This is a genomic window from Sporosarcina sp. PTS2304 (genome assembly GCF_003351785.1).
GTDB lineage: Bacteria > Bacillota > Bacilli > Bacillales_A > Planococcaceae > Sporosarcina.
This window is the reverse complement of sequence record NZ_CP031230.1, coordinates 3,419,215-3,437,609: the sequence shown is the minus strand read 5'-3', so window position 1 is coordinate 3,437,609 and position 18,395 is coordinate 3,419,215. Positions and strand designations below refer to the sequence as shown.

Genomic DNA, 18,395 nt, shown 5'->3' with positions numbered 1-18,395 from the left:
TAATCATATACTCGATTAGAAGGCTCCCCTATTCACACTTCAAATTATTTGAATTGTGTCTGAATTGTGTGATGCACAGGCACCTTTCACTAAGTTACTCCGTCTTCAACGCAAACTTCACATCTACAGAGTGATTATTTGCATCTACAAGTGTCATTGTTAATGTGTCGTCCGCTTCAAGATTTGCTACATCTGCCGTAATCACAGAAACTAATGTAGTATCGCCTTGTGCTGTTCTCCAGTTACTGCCTTTTAAATACGTATTAGTAGCAGTTTGTTCCCAAGTGTAACCTGTACCTTTGTAGATTATCTTAGCAACCGTATTACCACTATCTGCATAATTAAGCGCACCTAGGTAACGAGCAAATGTATTCATTACGTATAGACCAGTAGCTGTACCTGGTGCTACCGCTGGCTTATTTTGGATCGCACCAATTTTGTCTGCATCACCGCTAATATCAATCGTTACATTTAAACCATCGATTAATAATTCGTTAAGAGGTTTATAGTTTCCGACTTCCGGAGTACCATTTTCCGAAGAGTAACTAAATTCTTTTGCTGTTGCTAAAAAATTAGTCAAAGCAACTTGTTGTGGGCTATTTCTGTCTTATACTGCCTTTATACAAAGTCAGTTTTCGATTCAGACCTACACCGTACAAGCGGCTTTCACCGCATACGGCGTGCCATCAGCAGTATATAGGATATTCAAATAAATTGGTTACTTCATAAGTTTTTATTCATATGTATAAACCAACATGTAATTAAGAACATATACCTACAAAACATTCAAATAAATAGACCGATCTCTGTATAGATCGGTCTATTACTTTGTAACAAGCTTAAATTGGGGGAAATAAGCTTTTCGAATACCTACCACTGACTGGGTTCCTTCGCTCCCGCTAGTTTTACCCTTCTCGCATGTTACCATACAAGTCCAAACGGCTAGCGATCGACACTACTATGAACCCGCTGCCATCTTGATAGCGTCATAGGTGCTGAATCACCTCATCTACCAAGACTTCAAACGTTCCGTTACGTCCATCCCTACTTTTGACAACCTTAGGTCTCCACTATCCAGGAGAGAGAAAGACTAGTTTAACAGTCAATTCTACTAATCTCCATACCGTCATTTCAAACGATAGGACGAATGCCGAACTCCTAGCTTCATTTCGCGACACCCACTACCTCACCCTGCCTACATGGATTCGTCTACCTGACCATAGTTGTCTTTTAAAGAGCCCCGCCTCATATAAGAGTACGACTTCACCTGACTTAGTCCCTTCCGCGTATTCAGCGCGTCACTGGACCCAGGAGGATTAGGCACTTGCTGTTGACTGTTTGCAAGATCCGGAATTTCACCGAATAATTGGAACATAACAGTTAGAAGAAAGCCTCATAGACTACTGATAAGCAAATCTATGAGGTCTCTTCCACTATTTTCACTAGCAAGCTAGCTTATATAGTAACGTTTCGTTTAGTTTTATTCAGGAGTTGTAATTGTCTTCGTAGTAGAAATACCATTGACCGTAACAGTTACTTTATAAGTTTTTCCTGCTTCAAGTCCTGCATTATGAGTTACTGTACCATTTTCGAATTTTTTAGTCACATTACCTTGGTAATCAGTTCCATCAACATTTACTGGCGTTTCAGTCGTACCGTTTACTTCTACAGCCTTAATATTGACCAACTTATTGCCTGTAAAGTCTTCTACGGTATTCAGACCGTCTGTCGCTAGAATCTCAATGCTAGAATCACTTGCGTAATCCACAACAAGTTTAGAAAACTCTCCAGCAACGATGTTGATTGCTTTTGATGCAGTGACAGTTAACTCAGTTCCGTTAGGAGTGAAAACAACTGTTGGTTTTACAGCTTCTTCTGTCACAGTACGTGCCGGGAAAGTAAGTGCTGCTTCACCGTTCACGATTGTGATGTTTTGGTAGAATTTATCGTCTCCTACAGTAATCGTAGACGCATACGTGCCGTCTTTAGACGTTACTGTGTTGTTACTAACATCTTTCAACGTAAACTTCGCTTTGATGTCATTACCAGACACATACGTCGCTTCCGTTCCAGGAAGGTTTGTGTAATCGAATGTTTCTGAAGTTTTTTCATCATTAATAGTTCCTGCAACCACTTTTACCGGTACTTTGACTGTATACTCTTTATCATTTGATGTGAAAGTGATAGTAGCTTCAGTTTGCGCACCGACAGTATTGAAGTCGAATCCTACGGCTGATCCACCAGGTCCAACTACTAATTCACCTTTTGTCTCCACTCCAAAGTTATTAGTGATTTCATAAGCACCAGCAGTTTGAGTTCCAAGCTTCACTGAAACCAAAGTTGCATTTTTCATAGCTTCATAAATCTCACCATCTTTACGTAGCGCTTGGATCGTAAAGACCGGCTTGATTTTTCCTTCTTCAGCGGCTACTTCCACTGCTTCAGCTTTCAAAGAACCGAATGATTCGTTGACAGTTGTGATTAGTGTTTGAATGTCTTTGCGTTGATTCTTTTTGCCGACTTCTGCATCTTTTATAGCATTTCTATAATCTGTCAGGTTTGCATCAATCACAGTTTCAATATTGAATTCATCATCTTTTTCAAAACCTTCGACGTCTTTATACTTTTCAAGAAGAGTATTTTCAAGGTTATCTAGTTTGACTAATGCTGTTTTCAATGAACTGTTTGTTTTTGCATTATTAACAGCAATTAAGGCATCTTCAAGGCTAAGAAGATCCAGTACTTGCTCTTTAAGACCCGCTAATTCTACTGGCACATTTTCATCATCCATTGCAAATGCTGGAATCCACTTATTCACTAATGTTTTTGCTGTTGCTACTTTATTGCTATCAAGTGACATGTTGGCAGCATCAACTTCTGGTCCCACTTTCGCTATGTTTACAGAATAAACCGCGTTTTGGATATCCTCAAATTCTAATTCTGTTTCTGCACCATTTAGAGATGTCTCGTAGTCTACAATCCAATCCGCGTTTACAAGCTCAAAGTTATCCTGAAGAGCCTTTAATAGTTGAGCCTGAGTTGTAGCATCCGTAACCGCTTTAACAGCTGCATCTTTTTCAGCATCTGTTACAGCATCTTGATCAAATTTCGTAATCGCTTGTTGTACAGTTTCTAAAGAATCTTTCGCACCCTCAGCTTTAAGTGCGTCTAAATAATCGCCAATTTTTAATTCATCAGCATATGTGATGCCAGCTGCGTCAAGAGCTGCTTTGAGTTTGATTTCATTGTTTGCCTCTACAGCAGACACGATATCAGACAACTGTTTTTCTGCATCAAAATTCACTTCAATTGTGTTGACTTTCCATACGCCTGTAAAGTCATAGTCTTCCGCAAAAGGCGTAGTGAACAAGAATGTTGCTGAAGTTTCACCTTCTGCTACTAGCTCAGGCTCTGTCGGTACGATGTTACCTTTATTATCTCTAACAGTAACATTCGCATTTTCGATTGCGTTCGTTACTTCTGGGAATGTGACCTCTACACCAGTAGAGTTAATCTCTGATACAGCTTCAATAGCTAGAGCAAAGTCAAATGCCTTTTCTTTACCATTAACAGCCAACGTTCCAGCCTTACCATCCAAATCAACAGCAAGTTTAAATGTTTTACCTGTCACATCCGTTGCGTCAGCAGTTACCGCTGTTACAGCTACCGCTACACCATCAACAGTTACGTTAAACTTGTCTGCTGCTGGTGCTTCTGAGGGGGGGTTATCAAGCTTCACTGTTACATCAGTTTTTGTGACAGAAGCAATTTCAGTTACTTCGAAATCATCAGCTACCGGAGGAATGATGTTACCGTTTTGATCAAACTCCCCTTTAGTCGGTGTGATTGCCACATCTTTATTATCAGCATCTAGTGCAAGCAATGCTTCTTCTATTGTATCAGTCTCTAACAGGTAATCTGAGTAATCTGAAATAGTGTAATATTTACCATTTGAAGCTTTAATATGACTTACAGTGCTCGTGCTGATCATATCTTCAAGTAGGTAATCTGAGTATTCAGCTGATGTGAAACTATATTGAACACCATCGATTGTTACTACGATATCAGCAATTGTTTCTGTTGCTGCTTGTGCTGGCGTTGCTGCTACCGGTACGATTGCCGCTGCCGCTAGTGCTGCTACCATAGCTGTCTTAGACAATACGTTAACAGGTTTTAAGTTTTTCATTTTGTACTTCACCTCATAGTTTTTTTTAAAAAATACGAAGACTTAAAGTCTTCGTATTTTATTATTTTTCTCAAATTAGTTAGCGATTAATTTACCCGCTTCAATTTGTTGTTGAGTATATGTTGCTGGAACATTCGTATTGCGATCATTAGGCTTTGTTGGCGCTGCAGATTTACGGAAGTTATATGTTGTTCCATCTTCGAGCTCTAGTTGATATGTCTTACCTTGTAGATTTGCAGGCAATTTGGACTCGTCAAATGACACTATAATTGTCTGAGTGATATTTTCAGCTTTATATCTCTGACCAAGATCCGTTGCACCGAATACTAATTCGTTATCTGCTGGGATCTTCGCATCATTAAACGCTTGAGTAGCAGTGTTCAATGTAGCTAGAGCTGCATCAACTTCTGCTTTTGTAGCTTCTGCATCATCAAGTACAGCCAAAGCATCAGCAATTGCCGCTTGGTAAGTTGCTAGTGCTCCTGCTTCATAATCAGCAGCATCTGCAGCATTTGCAACAGTTGTTGCATCAGTTACAGCTGTTTGAAGAGCTGCACGCTCAGCAGGTGTTGCTGGCGGTGTAGTTCCTGGCTTCTTAGCATCATTGAATGCTTGAGTAGCATTATTCAATACTGTTTCTGCAGCATTTACTTGTGCAACAGTTGAATTAGGATTGTTCAATACAGCTTTTGCATTTGCAATTGCTGTCTCATAAGTTGTCAATGCTCCTGCTTCATAATCTGCAGCATCTGCATTGCCTGCAGCAGTTTCAGCTGCAGTTACAGCTGCTTGAAGAGCTGCACGCTCAGCTGGTGTAGCTGGAATAGATGGCGTTGTAGTTGGGTGTTTTGTAAAGAAGTCTACATTATTTTCAACCCATGGAGAGCCCGTTAGCTCAATCACATTGCCATTTGCATCTTTATACACTCTTGCTTCGGCTTTAGTACCTGCATCATAACTAATTACATTGATTTGGTTTGTGTACAATCCGTTAGGAACCAATGTGTTATTAATATTGATCTTGTTACCAACAATCGTGTATTGACGTGCATATGCCAACTGAATACGCTCAGTTAATTTTGTTGCGTCGTCAAGACCTTTCACGTTAGAAATTGAAAGAACGTTTGCATCATTTTTATCTTGTAAATAACCTTTTGGCAATTCAATTGTTACTGCGCAAGTAGATTCATTAAACTGGTCTACTCCTTCAATACCTAGCTTGATAGAAGAACCAACTGAAGGCAATTCTTTACCATCTAAACGGTAGTTTGCTTTTTCAAGGATAGAATCCGTGCCCGTGATTTTCATCGGTTCACTGAACAAGACACGTACTAGATCTTTATCGTTGCCGTTAGTTGCATTTGCTTTTTCACCTTTCGAGCGGACAACAAATGCTTCTCCTGGAGCAATTGCACCTGAAGTTTTACCACTCACTTGACCTTCTCTAGTCCATGGAGTCGCATCAGCCTTCGCTTTGCCTTCATAGTCTAAAGATTGTGTAGGTACAATATTTTTAGAATCCGTTTGCGCTGCCCAATCCCCAACGTTACTAATTTCCACTTTATGTGTACCATTAGCATTTTCGATGAATTTTTCAACGTATTTGTTATCACGTTGTGTTCCATCTTCTTTTGAAGTGATTGTTAAAATAACAGCATCACGAAGTTGCTTTGTAGGATCAGTACTTACTAGACGTGCGGAAATTCCGTAGTCTGCAGCAAGCGCTCCTAATTTAATACCGTCAATTGTCCAGTTCTTAGCATCTAGAACGTTCGCTTCATCCTGAACTGAAACTGCTTCAGAGAAGACAACTTTAATCTCTCCTAGCTTATCGCCATTCACTGTTCCTTTTGGTGCATCAAAACGTTTGTAGTCTTCACTGATTTCATATGAACCAGCTCCGATTGTAGTTCCTGTAAATGATGGTCCCGTAGATGTATTGTTTCCTGGACCGTAACCATCACCCTCTTCTGATTCTACAGCGTAAGGGATCTGACAGAACTTACCAACCGCCGCTTCTTGAACTTGCTGCACCAAATAACGTCCGCTAGTAACGGAAATTAGTTTTAGAGATTCAGCGTCTTCAAGCTTGAATGTTGGATCGCCAGTAATTTCATAACGATCTTTTTGTGCATCATTAACAAACAATACTTGATGAGAAGCGTTGTCTTTCAAGAATTTAGCATTCTTTTGATTGTTCTGTTTGAAATCTTGAGTTACATAGTCAATTGAATCTGTTGCACGCTGTCCAGGAAGAACCAACACTAATGCATTATCTTCTTCGTAAACAAATTCAGCTGGGTAGATATTGTCAGCATTTTGTGGAGCTGCTGAGTCTTTGACGTTATCTTGTATTACAAACTTGCTTACTAGTTTGTAATATTCTAGAATACCATTTAACGTAGCATCAGAAATATTATTGATTTCCTTGTCTAAATGCACAAGAGCTTGTGCGCGTTCTTTGCTAGTTACAGCTGTCTTACCATAATATAGTGGTAAATATACGTTTGTTAAACGGTTATTAAATGCGTCATTACGCAATTCGTTGCGAAGATCTTTTGCTGTGTAGTCTTTGCCGTTAGAATGTGTAAATACATTTTTCAGGCTAGCTTTTACAGCGTCAACATTTGCTTTAGTTACTGCGCCCGCAGGATTTACAACTGCAGCTTCGATCTTGGAGAACATTGCATCCTTCAAGTGTCTGTACAATTCTTTTTCAGTATCAGAATTCGTGCCTGCGATCAATTTCTCAGGCTGGTAAGCCAATGCGCTCTTGATCTTGCCGTCGATTCCGCCATTCATCTTCACGTATACTCGATCCGCTTGCTCAGCATACGCTGTGTCAACACGATAAGACTTAATAACATCTTCGCCAGTCTTTTCGTTGATTACAAACTTCACGTTTACAGTACCAACAGACGAGTTTTTGAACTCTGGGTACGTTTGACCCGTAGTAGGATTCTTAACTTCTACTACTTTACCTGTTACACTTGCCGTTTGATCTTTAAGTGTTTCAAGTGGAGTCAATTGGAATACAGCTTTTCCGTTTTGTGTAGTTGTTACATCTACTACTTTACCGAAAGAAGTTGTAAATTCGATAACTGCCTCTGCACCTTCAGGGAAGTTTTCAAGTTCTGCAGTAATTTCTACTGGAGTTAACTTGTTTTCGCTAGGTACGATTTCTACTTCATACTTTTCAGCAGAAAGAAGAACACTACCAAGGTTTGTTTTACCGATGAATGTTTTAGAGTTGCCGTTATAAGTTAGTGTATACGCTTGAGAAGATTGTGTAGAAGTTGTCAATACTACAACCTTTTGACCTGTATCTTCTTTAAACGCTGTTTTAGTCACTGCAATTCCAGGGATTGAGAATGCAGATGCGTCTGGTAAACTAGCAACCTTTTGGTCAAAAGTAACTTCAATTGTTGTCGCATTAATAGACGCGACAGAAGCAAAGCTTTTCACTTCGTCAGTTACTGGAACAAGTTTTCCGTCTACAAATTTACCTGGGACAGTTGTGATAGCTTTATCTTTGCTAGATCCATTAAGTGATTCTAACGCTGCTGTTTCTGATCCAGTTTCAATAACTGCTTCACGGAAGTCTGTTGAAGAATAATATTTACCGTTTGAAGATTTCACATGTCCAACAGTAGCTGGATTAACAGATCCTTCGATTACTGCTTCGCGATAGTCGCTAGAACTGATAGCTAATTGTTGTCCTCCTTGTGCAATTACTACTTCATCTATCGAATATGCTGTAGCTGCATCAGCAGATGCGACTGGAATAAGTGCCGTTGTAGCTAAAGCTGCTGCTAGAGCTGCTTTTGACAACGTATTAAATGGTTTTTTCGTCAAGTTTTTCACCCCATAGTTTTATCGTCTTGCTTAGTAAGTATTAATATGGGCACAAAGATGGTAAACCATCTTTGTGCATAGTTGCTTAAAATTATTTCTTTACGATGAAAGAACCTGCGTTAATTTGTGCTTCAGTAGCTTCAGATTGTGGAACAGTTACATAGTAACGATCTGCGTTCGCATTACTTTGAACGAAGTTGTACGTTTTGTTACCAATTTTCAATTCATAAGAAGTACCTTGTAGGTTTGGAGCTAACTGAGACTTAAGGAATGAAGCCAAGTTGCTTCCTAGGCCGTCAGACTGGATTTTGTTTGATGCACCGATTGTATTGAAGTTCACTGTTGCACCCGCCTCATTAACTGTCACTGCTACAGTTGCAATCTTAGTGATTGAACCATCAGTTACGCTAACAGTAACGTTAGCTGTACCTTTACCAACTGGAGTGATTACTAGGTTATTGTTTGTTGTAGTTGCAGTAGCAACTGTAGCGTCGCTAGTAGATGCTGCACCTGTTAAATTCAATGGTAAGTTGTTGTTGCTTGTAGCTAAGTCATTAGCAGTTAATGTAACTGTTGCACCACCAACTGTAAGTGTTTTAGCAACTGCTTTCACAACTACGTCATTTGCATTTCCAGGAGTTGTTGTTCCGTCATTCTTACCAGCGTTGTTCACTTCTAGCTTGATCACGTGTTTACCGTCTGCACCTTTAGTAAATGTAATTACATCGTTTTCACTAATGTAATCTTTGAATACTGAAAGTGGAAGATTTGTGTATCCTGTAGCAGGAAGAGCACCGATATTGCTGTTCAAGATTGAAAGATCAGCATTTTCGAAGTTAATAATTCCAGCATAGCCTTTTAGCTTCAATGTGTTTTTGCTTACGTTCGCCCACTCAACAGTTGCACCAGGTGCGAATGCAGGGATTCCGTCAGCAAGAATAAATGTAGCTTGTAGTGCTTTAGCAGTTACATATTTATTGAAGTCACGGTTGTCAGTAGCTGCACCGTTATCATTGCTTGCGTTGAACTTATCAACTGTAACGAAAGAAGGTGTTACGACAACTGTTGCTGGTTGATCTGCATTAGCAGCAGAGATATTCAATGCTGTTTGCGCTTTTGAAGTCACGCTAGCTGTAATTGTAATGCTACCGTACTCTTCGATGCGGTAGTTTGCAGTTACATTTTTGTTGTCTTGTGTCTTATAAGCTGCATTTGGAACGTTTACTACGATCGGCTGACCGCTTGTGTTACGAATCTCATAAGTCATTTTACCTTCTAGATTCTCAAGCTCTTCACCGCTTTGGTTAGTCAATGCGAACAAGTAGTTAGCAACGTCATCGCCACGCTTGATATTTTGGTCAGAAGTTTTACCTTCAAGAGTCAACTTACCGCCAATTACGCGCTCGTACTGGAAGTTAGTTGCTGGTGCTTTGAAGAATGGCTCGCCTTCTTCAAGAACGCCTGATTGGTTGTTTTCAGAAGTGTTTTGGTCGATCCATACTACTGGTGTTCCTACATCACCTTTTGCTCCGTAAAGAACAAATTTCGCTTCACCTTTAGAGTCCAACTTGATTTTCGCTTGTTGGTTGTTCTTCGTGAAGTCATATAGCGCATCACTCTTATCTACGTTTGCAAATTTCGCGTTAGAGTTAGTTGATACGTTGCGATCCATGATTTCATCAAGTGATACGTTTACTAGACCGTTAGCGTATGCTTTTCCGTCTTTATCGTTAACCTTGATAGAATACTCACGACCGTTAAGTTTAGAGCCATAAACTGCAGCTGCTTCTTCTTCACCGTCACGAGTTACTGTGATCTGGCTTTGAAGTTGCGCACCTTCAAACTTCACTTTTGGAGCAGTAACTGTTAATTCAGTTGACTCCCAAAGTCCGTTTGCATAATCTAATGTATCTGTACCTGAACCCCATCCAGTGTTACCTGTGTAGAATCCAGCACGTGATCCGTCAACGAATACTGCAGGTGTTACAGAAGTGTTTGTTCCAGAAACGATGAATGTCGCTTTACCTTCTGAATCTGTAGTGATCTGGATTGTTTCTTTCAGACCAGTAGAAGTTTGGTAAGGTGTTACCGTAATACCTGTAGCAGGGTTTGTTACTGTAGCTTTAGAAATTGCATTGAATGGTACGTTCAAGTTTTCAACGAATGTTACATTCAACTTTCTGTTAGCTAGAGGTTGACCTGTTTTAGGGTCTTTGTAAATTGCTGTGTAAGTCTTCTTTACACCGTTAGCAAGTACGTTTCCAGCAGTAGCTTTTGACTCTTCAATTGTAAGGATTGTTTCTTTACCCCAGTAAACTGTAGCGAAGTCACGTAGTTGTGGTGCTCCAGTTGGGTATACTGTGATGCTGTCTGCGTCAGGAGAGTACTGTGTATAAGAATACGTAGCAATACCTTCTGCATTTGTCATTACTTCAACAACCTGGTCTTTGTTCAATGAACCAAGTGGTGCGTCGATGTTGAATGTTACAGGGATACCTGCAGTTTTTTGACCAACGTCAGCTGAAAGAATTACTTGATCTCCAACTTTTGCTTGGTTGTTACCAGCAGTCAACTTGATAGAAGTTGGTACTACTGCTTCGATACCAGTGAATGTACCGATTTCTTTGTCGTTCATTGTTACTGTGTACTTTTCTCCACCTTTTTGAGATGCAGTTGTCAATACTACAGTTTTGTCATCTGTTTGTTTAATTGCAGCGTTAGATACAGTCAATCCGTTGATTGTGAATTTCAAAGAGTCGATGTTGTCAACTTTTTCTTTGAATGTTACTTCAACAGTTGTGTTGTTCACGCCAGTAACTTTTGCTACGCCGTTTGCAGTCGTGCCGCCAGTTACTTTAGAGAAATCAGTGTTAGCTGTTTTGTAGACAAATGTAGCGAACTGTCCACGAGTTGTTGTGCTTTTCGGGTTGAACTGAGGTGCAGCTGGGTTTGTGATGTCGAAGAAGTCTAGAACGTCGATTGCAGGACGTGCTTCAGCTTTCGCTTTGCCTAGGTCTGTAACGTCTTTCTTGAAATCTTGTGCTTTCACATAAGAAACTAGGTCAATGTCATGTACGCGGTCGAATGCACGAACAAGAACGATTGCCATGTTTTCACGAGTGATGTCGCCTGATGCATCTAATGTACCGTCTGGTTTACCAACGAATAGTCCGTTATCATAAACTAGTGCAGACATTTTTAGAAGCTCGTCGTTTGAAGTAGTCTTTAGGTCTGCAAAACGTGGTTTCGTTTTGTAGTCTGTTGGTACTTCATACCCTTTTGAAATCAACCATTTACCCATCAATTTTACTACGTCAGAACGAGTAAGTGTTTTGTTCGGCTTGAATGTGCCGTCCGGGTATCCAGTGATAACACCTGCTTCAGATAGTGCGTTGATCGCCTCTTCGTGTGTGTTGCCTTTTGTGTCGCTGAAAGTTGCAGCGCTTACTACTGGTGCTACTGCTGATGCTACTAATGCAGCTGAAGCAGCCCCTACTACAAACTTGCGATATTTCGTTGGTTGGTTAGCCATTGAATAATTTCCTCCTTAAGGTCTCTCTGTTTTTGCCTGTTACTACCTATGTATGAAAGTAGTAGGCATTACAAGTAAAGTATAGATAAGAACTGGTAAAATGTCAATTGAATCTTAGATGTTTACTAGTCTCATGTCCTATAACGGCGATTTATTTTTGCCGCATCTTCTATTCTATAGAAACAATAATAGAATACAAGTATTTTCCAACATAAATTAAAAAAAGGTACTTTCAGCAATGCATAGGAAATTTGCATACAAAAAGGCTTGAACAGATGGGAACTGTTCAAGCCTTTTTGTTAGCGGTCAACCAACCGTAACGCTTTGCACATGTGTGCTATATTCAATGAGGAAATTACCCTTACACTTTCGTATTCTATCACCTATCTTAGTAGATTACAAGATTAGGAAACTATAATACCGTGCATTATTTACTTACTTCTTCCTTACACTTCTTACTTCTTCTTGTACACTTCTACGAGAAATTTCGGCAAGTTCATTTGTCGTTTGATTCTGCTTGGTTCTAGTAGGAGTCTATAGAACCATTCCGCTCCCGCTTTTTGGAATGCGGCAGGTGCGCGTTTAATATTGCCCGCCAGCACGTCGAATGATCCGCCTACTCCTTGAAACAACGTCGGATGCAACTGGTCGCGGTATTGTTCAATCCATTGCTCTTGTTTCGGTGATCCCATCGCTACGAATAGAATATCCGGCTGTGCAGCGTTAATCGTATCGAGCACGACTTGAATGTCTTTTTCGTAGCCGTGCTGGACGCCGGCGATGTGAATGGACGGGTGGGTCATTTGCAGTTTCGCGGCCGCGGCTTCTGCAACTCCAGGCTTGGCACCGTAGAGGAAAATTTTCTTCCCTCTAGCGGCGGCTTCTTCTACGATGCGATCCATCATGTCGATTCCCGTCACGCGGGAGCGGATGTTGCCTTTGTTGAGCTTCGATGCCAGAATGACACCGATGCCATCCGGGATTTGGAATTCTGCCCGGTTGAGCAATGCATGTAGTTCTGGATCTTCTTTTGCTTTCATGAGTTTTTCGGGATTGATCGCCACGACGAGCGATTTTTTCCCTTCCTCTATATTGGCAAATACTTTTGGAATGAGTTCATCATAGTTTTCGGTATTGACGGAAACACCTAGTATTTCTTCTTTCATGTCGTCAGCTGTCCTTCTTTTTTGCCGTCACCTAGTTTGAAGTAGCGGTACTCGGCTCGCTCCCAGTGATCTGCGTTGAGTGCATTTTTTGCATCGAACATAATCGGTCGCGGTTGCTTCGTCTGCAAGCTAGCTGGGTCGAGTTGCTTGAATTCGTCATGGTCAGTAGTTAATAGAAGAAGATCCGCATTTTCGACAGCTTCTTCAATCGTTGCCGTTTGTGTCGGATGCTGTAGTTCTTTAATGTGCGGATCGAATGATGTGACAGTAAGTCCTAGTTGCTCTAATGATTCGATCACTTTTGTCGCCGGGCTTTCGCGCATGTCGTCTACATTCCCTTTGAACGCCAATCCAAGAACCGCCACTGTGCCATTTTCGATACCGTATTGTTGTAATAACGTTTGTGCACGTTTCGCAGTGTACATCGGCATACCGTCGTTTGTTAGACGTGATTTTTTGATAATGTCTGCTTTGTCCGGTGCGAGTTCGACTAAGAACCACGGATCGACTGCGATACAGTGACCGCCTACGCCTGGGCCTGGTGTATGGATGTTGACGCGTGGGTGGAAGTTGGCAAACTTGATCGCTTCCCAAATGTCCACGTCGATCGTCTCTGCAATTTTCGCAAGTTCATTGGCAAATGCGATGTTGACGTCACGGTACGTGTTTTCCATTACTTTGACGAGTTCTGCTGTTGTCGCGTCTGTTAAATGAATGGTTCCTTGGACGAACGCTTGGTACAGCTCTTTCGTCATTTCTGCTGATTTCGGATTAATGCCGCCTACGATCCGGTCATTGTTGACGAGTTCTTCGAAAATCTTGCCTGGAATGACGCGCTCCGGTGAATGAGAGACGAATAGTTCTTCGCCTAGAATCAAGCCCGTTTTACGCAGTTCCGGCAACATGATGTTTTCCACTGTTTTCGGTGGCACGGTCGATTCCAAAATGACGAGTGCGCCTTTTTTGACGAATGGTACGATCGATGCGGTCGCTTGTCGGATGAACTCGAGATTCGCTGTGTTGTCCGGGTTGATCGGGGACGGTACTGCGATAATGTACGTATCCGCTTCGACCGGTGTAGTAGATGCGGTAAAGTGCCCTTCATCTACCGCTTGCTCAAGACGTTGTTGCAGACCGTTTTCTTCTATATGTAGTTGCTTGTTGTTGATCAATTGTACGACGTGTTCGTTTTTATCGACACCGTATACCTGCAGACCGCTATTAGCGAACATGACGGCCGTCGGAAGACCGATGTAGCCTAGGCCTACTACGCATAATTTCTTTTCCATGGGTGTATTACCTTCGCTTTCTCATTTCGTCTTATTGTTGACATCTATATAGTATAGCAAGTTATCGAGCGGTCTACCAATTTATTTCACTGCCTTTTGCACAGTGTACGGTGTGTACGTGCCTTGAATGACGTTTTTGCCGTTCGTCCCTTGAATTCCCGGGTGGACGATGAGCATATACTCCCCGCCCAGCTGCATCGGAGTCGCTGGCTGGATCGTCATCGTTTTCGCCCCCACTTGCTTTTTGCTTGTACGTATAGAGACGCTGCCGAATTTGATAAGTTCCATCTTATTGAACTTTTCAGCCGGACCAAAGTTCATCGCCTGCGTAAATTCAATGTTAAATGTCTTACGCTGCGGAACATCTGTCGGCCCCTCAATAAATTTATAGTTTTTCGCCACTAAGTCCGCCATGACGAGCCGCTTATGCATGCCGGTCTGTTCTGTACCGGGCTTCATGTAGATCGTCGGCTTGACTCCTTTATGTTGCACGGGCGTTCCTTTAGGTCCTGTGTAATGACCAGTCGTCAATTTCAACGCTCCGCCATTTTCAAGTTCGAATAGTGATTGAACGCTACCTTTTCCTTTCGTCGTCTCCCCTACTACGACTGCCGCTTCCTGATCTTTCAAACTGACCGCCACGATTTCTGACGCGGAAGCAGAGTAGCGATTGACGAGAACGTATGTGTCAGCCGGGAATGTGTTTTTCGCCGGTACCGCCTTAGCATGTTCTGTACCTAGGCGCGTTTTTAAGCTATAGGCCATTTTCGCTTTCGGGAAAAAGCCGAGTAATTGTTCGGCACTCTCAACATACCCACCTCCGTTGAAACGCAAGTCGAGCATCAATTTTTCAGCACCCTGACTTTTCAGGCGTGCCCAGTGTGTGTTGACGTCTTCTAATAGATGCGCGGAGAACGTTTTGATTTTCAAATAACCGACGTTGCCGTATAGCATATGGGATTGTACATTGTCTGTATTCATAGGTGCAGCGAGCGTGGCGACTTGTGTAGCCGAATCCGCACGTGCGTATTGGTTTAAGTAATCATTGTACTCAGCAGGCGTTAAGTAGACGGAGTATTCGTCTAGCTGATTAATGATTTCACTAAGCGTCGTTGCCTGTCGGATATTCGTTGGCTGTTGTCCGTAATAATAAATTTCGACAATTTCTTTCACTTCATCTAGCGTGGCGGCTGAGGTTGTTGGTGCCAGGCAAAGCCAGACGATGACGGTCGCTGTAGCTAGTAGTGTTCGTTTCATAGCGCTTCCTCCTTTAGCAATTCGTACTGTCTATTGAGGATACATGTTCCTATGCACATGTAGTGCCGGCTTCGAATAGCTGGTGTATACCACCTTGGAAATATTGCTCCTTACTGACCATTGCTAATTTTTGTATGTACTCTTTCACTATACCCTAATCAGTCTCAATTAAGCGATTTGCCTTGAATTATTTTTTCGAATATAGACTGACCCAGTAAATAGTTCCTTCTTTATCAGTCGCTGTCCCCGCTCCAATATGCGTAAATACCGTACATAACACATTTTGTTCATTGCCTGACTGCGCTGCCCACGCATCAGTAATTTCCTTTGCGTCGTCAAAACCCATCCCGATATTTTCACCAAATTCGATATAGTTGTAGTCGAATTTCTTGAGCATTTCTGCTGTGGTTCCGTACGTCGGGGAAATATGCGTCAGTTCCCCCCGCTTCGCTAGGTCTTCTGCTTTTGCTGCAGCAATTCGGTTAAGAGCTGGATCGGCTTGCAACTGCGACACTTTTGCTGCTTTCCGTTTCGCATTAATGGCGATAATCGTTTGTGCCGCTAGTGACGGTTGTTCGGGTGTTGGCTTTGGTGGTTCTGGTGTTGGCTTGGGTGGTTCGGGTGTCGGCTTTGGTGGTTCGGTTGTTGGCGGTGAAACTTGTTTTTTATCTACATAAGCTTTCTTGTTTTTGTCGTAGACGATTTGTCCTTCTTTGCGTTTGTCGTCAAATTCCATCGTCCGGTATAAGAAAGCGGCCATTTGCGCACGGGTGACCGGATGATTCGGTTTGAACTGTGCGCCCGGGCGTGTAGTCGTAATGTTCAGTTCAGCGATCGTAATGATGTATTCGTAGGAGCCGTTGGATTTTTCTACGTCCGCGAAACGAATGAAATCATTGTCATCGGTAATAATGTTGTAGCCAAGGACTAGTAGTTTCGCCATTTGCCCGCGTGTCAACGGAGCGTTCGGCTTGAACTTTTCTTTATTAGCAAATAAGCCTTTCTCCGTAAGCGCGCGAATATATTCGTACGCCCCGTTTTCCATCGTGACGTCGGTGAAGTTCATACGATAAGCATGACTCGGCTTCGCCCCAATCGCGAGCGCTATCATTTTAGCTGCCTGGGCGCGAGTGACCGGTTTATTCAGACGGTATGTATTGTCAGCATAACCATTGATAATTTTATGTTTCGCCATGTACGTGATGGCTTCGTATGCATAGTGATCAGCGGGCACGTCTTTGAACGTAGTCGCTCCGGCCGCTTGAATCGGGGGCGGAATGGATACGGTCGCTGCGATTGTGAGTGCGGTTGCGCTGATGAATAGTTTGTTAGTTTGGGTGAGTTTCATGGACTAGGCCTCCTTTTGTTACGAGTATACTGGATTTGCCGAGGGTTTTGTGGGTTTTTGTAGGGCTTTTAGATATTTTTTTGATTTTATTTTGGGTGTGGGGGTTCTATGAGCGGAAGTGGGTGGTCTATGAGCGGTTGGGGACTTTCTATGAGCGGGGTGGGTGGGGCTATGAGCGGTTGGGGACTTTCTATGAGCGCGGAAGGTGGGGCTATGAGCGGATGGGGACTTTCTATGAGCGCGGAAGGTGGGGCTATGAGCGGATGGGGACTTTCTATGAGCGCGGTGGGTGGGGCTATGAGCGGTTGGGGACTTTCTATGAGCGCGGTGGGTGGGGCTATGAGCGGTTGGGGACTTTCTATGAGCGCGGTGGGTGGGGCTATGAGCGGTTGGGGACTTTCTATGAGCGCGGTGGGTGGGGCTATGAGCGGTTGGGGACTTTCTATGAGCGGCGTGGGTCGTTCTATGAGCGGTTGGAGACTTTCTATGAGCGCGGAAGGTGGGGCTATGAGCGGTTGGGGACTTTCTATGAGCGCGGAAGGTGGGGCTATGAGCGGATGGGGACTTTCTATGAGCGCGGTGGGTGGGGCTATGAGCGGTTGGGGACTTTCTATGAGCGCGGTGGGTGGGGCTATGAGCGGTTGGGGACTTTCTATGAGCGCGGTGGGTGGGGCTATGAGCGGTGAATTTTCATTGAAAAAAAGAAGTGCATGTGGAGATTATGCACTTCTTTCATTGTTTCTAGATTTAGAGTGAGAGGTTGGTTGGATTGTTGAGGAGTTCTGGGGAGAGATGGTAGACTGCGTATCTTTTTTTGCCTGATAGTTGGGTGAATGGATTGGCTAGGAGGCGCTTGACGATGTGGCGAGAGGGTGTGTTGCTGAAGTGTCGGAATTGGCGGTTGGTGAGTTGGGCGCCTTCGATGCAGTACCAGTCTTGCAGGGCGGCTAAATGCGCAATGGGGTCTTGATGGTTACAGGTTAGGCATCGCCATTTTCTAGATTGCCAGCGCATGCTTAAGCGATTGCAGTTTGGACAGGCTATGCCGGATGTCAGTTCTTTTGTGGTGAGATCATATTTTTCTGTGAGCGGAAAAGGTTCGTATTCACGATGGGCATTTTTGAGCTCGTTGGCTAGTCGATGAATTTGTTCAGGGGTTAGAAAGTCAGGCTGCATGTTTAGTATGCGGAGTTTGTTTGGGATTTCATAGGAAAATGCGATGTTGCTGGCAGCGAGGTTTTCAATCGTTAGTTCATTTCTATAGGCAAATACGACATACTCCATGAGCGGAATTTCAATATTTCTTTGTTGTAACCAACGCGTGAAGAAGTGTTTTTTACGTTCTAATTCAGCAAGTGGACTTTTGAGAACAGTTCGTTGTCCAGTTGCGGATTCGCGTATAAATTGTGTGGGGTTTTGTTTGATGTGAAGTTTGCCGGCGATGTTTTTGATTTCGAATAGGATGATGACGCTCGGTGTGATTAAAATAGAGTCCATTTGAAAGTATGATTGGTCTTGTTTTAGGTAAAGGTCGTGGAGTATGGCGTGTGGGTAGGGTGGGATGAATTCGCGCAGATAGTAATCAAATTCTTTCTCCCCTCCGAATCCCGCTTTTCCGTTGTAGAAGTCCGAGTGGATTTTTTCATACTTTTCGTGGGTCATTGGCAGTCGTTTTAATAGAGCGTGTTGGCCGATAATTAATTTGGGTAGCGCGCGCGTTTTGTAGATCATTTCTTTCCTCCTGTTCTGATGGTTTTGGTTT

General features: G+C 42.7%; 10 protein-coding genes. 1 reads left to right on the top strand and 9 read right to left on the bottom strand.

Going from position 1 to position 18,395, the window contains the following annotated elements:
• Positions 1-94 precede the first annotated feature (94 nt).
• From DV702_RS16520 to DV702_RS16485, 8 genes are all read right to left on the bottom strand, one after another.
• Entirely contained in the window at positions 95-580 is a 486-nt protein-coding gene (locus tag DV702_RS16520; RefSeq protein WP_114925745.1) for a hypothetical protein, read from the bottom strand.
• Positions 581-1,480: 900 nt separating this feature from the next.
• On the bottom strand, positions 1,481-4,186 hold the full coding sequence (locus tag DV702_RS16515; protein WP_114925744.1) for a hypothetical protein: 2,706 nt from the start codon (positions 4,184-4,186) through the stop codon (positions 1,481-1,483).
• 75 nt (positions 4,187-4,261) lie between these two features.
• On the bottom strand, positions 4,262-8,041 hold the full coding sequence (locus DV702_RS16510; RefSeq protein WP_114925743.1) for an FIVAR domain-containing protein: 3,780 nt from the start codon (positions 8,039-8,041) through the stop codon (positions 4,262-4,264).
• 91 nt (positions 8,042-8,132) lie between these two features.
• Positions 8,133-11,573, bottom strand: a complete 3,441-nt coding sequence (locus DV702_RS16505; protein WP_114925742.1) for an S-layer homology domain-containing protein — start codon at positions 11,571-11,573, stop codon at positions 8,133-8,135.
• A 455-nt stretch (positions 11,574-12,028) separates the two neighbouring features.
• On the bottom strand, positions 12,029-12,739 hold the full coding sequence (locus DV702_RS16500; protein WP_114925741.1) for a WecB/TagA/CpsF family glycosyltransferase: 711 nt from the start codon (positions 12,737-12,739) through the stop codon (positions 12,029-12,031).
• Positions 12,736-14,028 (bottom strand): nucleotide sugar dehydrogenase, encoded by a 1,293-nt coding sequence (locus tag DV702_RS16495; RefSeq protein ID WP_114925740.1) that lies wholly within the window; start codon positions 14,026-14,028, stop codon positions 12,736-12,738. Before DV702_RS16495 ends, DV702_RS16500 begins: the two co-directional genes overlap by 4 nt.
• Before the next feature lie 81 nt (positions 14,029-14,109).
• Positions 14,110-15,285 (bottom strand): S41 family peptidase, encoded by a 1,176-nt coding sequence (locus DV702_RS16490; protein ID WP_114925739.1) that lies wholly within the window; start codon positions 15,283-15,285, stop codon positions 14,110-14,112.
• Positions 15,286-15,472: 187 nt separating this feature from the next.
• The gene (locus DV702_RS16485) at positions 15,473-16,633 is read right to left on the bottom strand and encodes a CAP and S-layer homology domain-containing protein (protein WP_114925738.1); all 1,161 of its coding nucleotides are present in this window, start codon (positions 16,631-16,633) and stop codon (positions 15,473-15,475) included.
• Positions 16,634-16,741: 108 nt separating this feature from the next.
• On the opposite strand from DV702_RS16485, the gene DV702_RS16480 reads away from it, so the two are divergent.
• Positions 16,742-17,389: a hypothetical protein gene (locus DV702_RS16480; RefSeq protein WP_114925737.1), complete on the top strand. Its 648-nt coding sequence runs from the start codon at positions 16,742-16,744 to the stop codon at positions 17,387-17,389.
• Here DV702_RS16480 and DV702_RS16475 read toward each other — a convergent pair.
• A complete protein-coding gene (locus DV702_RS16475; protein WP_114925736.1) occupies positions 17,381-18,364 on the bottom strand; it encodes a nuclease-related domain-containing protein in 984 nt (327 codons plus the stop codon). The two genes, DV702_RS16480 and DV702_RS16475, sit on opposite strands and share 9 nt — an antisense overlap.
• Between the last annotated feature and the right edge of the window lie 31 nt (positions 18,365-18,395).